This is a genomic window from Methylobacterium trifolii (assembly GCF_022179685.1).
Classification (GTDB): Bacteria; Pseudomonadota; Alphaproteobacteria; order Rhizobiales; family Beijerinckiaceae; genus Methylobacterium; species Methylobacterium trifolii.
Genome location: NZ_BPRB01000296.1, coordinates 1 through 1,708, shown reverse-complemented (window position 1 = coordinate 1,708; position 1,708 = coordinate 1). Strand labels below are relative to the sequence as shown.

The 1,708-nt window shown below is 70.5% G+C and carries 2 protein-coding genes; one reads left to right on the top strand and one right to left on the bottom strand.

What is annotated here, in order from left to right:
• Positions 1-227 (top strand): hypothetical protein (locus COGEMETH_RS22340; RefSeq protein ID WP_373875419.1); only part of this gene is annotated, 227 nt, incomplete at its 5' end.
• Positions 228-279: 52 nt separating this feature from the next.
• On the opposite strand, the gene COGEMETH_RS22335 is transcribed toward COGEMETH_RS22340, so the two are convergent.
• Entirely contained in the window at positions 280-1,377 is a 1,098-nt protein-coding gene (locus tag COGEMETH_RS22335) for a helix-turn-helix transcriptional regulator (RefSeq protein ID WP_238184896.1), read from the bottom strand.
• Positions 1,378-1,708: the final 331 nt, after the last annotated feature.

Genomic DNA, 1,708 nt, shown 5'->3' with positions numbered 1-1,708 from the left:
TCTCGGGCGATCTCGGGGCGGACCGCTACCTGTTCGGCCGGAACTCGGGGGTCGACCTCGTCCTGGGCTTTTCGCAGGCGCAGGGCGACCGGCTCGACTTCTCGGGCCAGACCTATGCGCTGGGCAGCGCCGCCAACGGCGACGCGCTCTTCACCCTCTCGGGCGGCGGCACGGTCGAGCTGGCGGGCGTGACGCAGGCCCAGGTCGGCGCCGGGTTCTTCACCTGACACGGCCTTACGACGGGGCGCCTCCGCGCGCCATGAGGCGCGCGGCCGATGCTCAGGCGCTCACGTCGCTGACGGCCAGGAGGGCGTGCCGGGTGAGGTCGACCTGCCGGCTCGTGGCCGTGGCCGAGAACGCCGCCTTGAGGTGGAACTTGACGGTGTTCAGGGAGAGGCCCTCGCGCCGGGCATAGCTGCCCAGGTCGTATCCGTTCATCAGCGCCACGGTGAGGCGCGCGGCCGTCCTCGGCATACCGAAGGCGAGCACCAGAGTCTGCTCGGCCTCGGGCCAGTGCCGGTCCGGATCGTAGATCCGCACGATCCGCGACCCGGACTCGCCATCGGCCCGCGACAGGCGCAGCACGTAGGCCGCGCTGCCGGGCCCGTCGTCCGGGCCGCCGAGGCGCGGGACGACGTGGAGGCCGATGCGGACGTCCTGCAGCCGCACGAACCTGCCGCTCGCCGGATCGCTCAGGCCGGAGACGAGGCCGGCTGCGTCGACCGCGAGGCCGTCGCGGCGGTCCAGGATGGCGCGCGCCGCGCCGTTGGCCTGGCGCAGGCGACCGTCGGCGCCCAGGATCAGGATGCCGGGGCCCACCGTCTCGATGGCCGAGCGCATCGCGTCGGCCGCAATCTCCAGTTCGAAGAAGGCGCGTCGCAGGCTGAGCGCCTGGATGAAGTGCGGCATCAGCCGCTCGAACGTGGCGATGTCCTGCGCGCTGAAGGGCGCACGGTCGGCGCCGCGCTGCACGGCGACGATGCCCGATTGCCCGGCGTTCCGGGCGACGGGCCCGCCCATCGCCTCGCGCAGGCCGAGGGGATGATAGAAGTCGCGCAGGAAATGCGCGTAGCGCGGGTCCTCGCTGTCGAACAGGCGGCCCGTGGCCGTGGCCGATCCGAGGGCCAGCCGGGCCATCGCGGCCGGGGCCGGATCGAAGCGCGCGAAGTCGCGATGGTAGCGCTCCTGGGCCGCGGCATCGATCACCCCGAAGCCGGCGGCGACGTTGGCGGCCGCGCGCGCCTCGTCCTGGAAGACCAGGGCTGCCGAGAGGCAGCCGAAGCGCTCGGTCAACAGCCGCAAGCACTCGTGCATGGCCGCATCGCTGGTGATGCAGGCGTAGATCGCGGGAATGATGCGGTCGTTGAGGTCGTCCACGCGGCCGGATCGCTCGAAGTCAGTCTACGCCACACCGCATTTTCCCACGTCACTACCCGTTCGGGTGGTGACGGACCGGGCAGATTTCGTAACAAGTCGGAAATAGAGATCTTGTCAAGGTTTAGCAGACGAGAGAAGGTGAGATCCGCGCCTGTTGCGCAGATCGGCCTATTCTGTGCCGCCTAAATTTGCGCGCGAGCCGCCGAGGAGGCTGCACGACGCGGAATTCGGCGGCTCTCGCATGGGCTCGCGACCTGTCAGATAAGCAATTCGGGGGAACACGCATGGTCGCCAGCGCACAGGGCACGTCCGGTCGCACCCTCGGGATGCG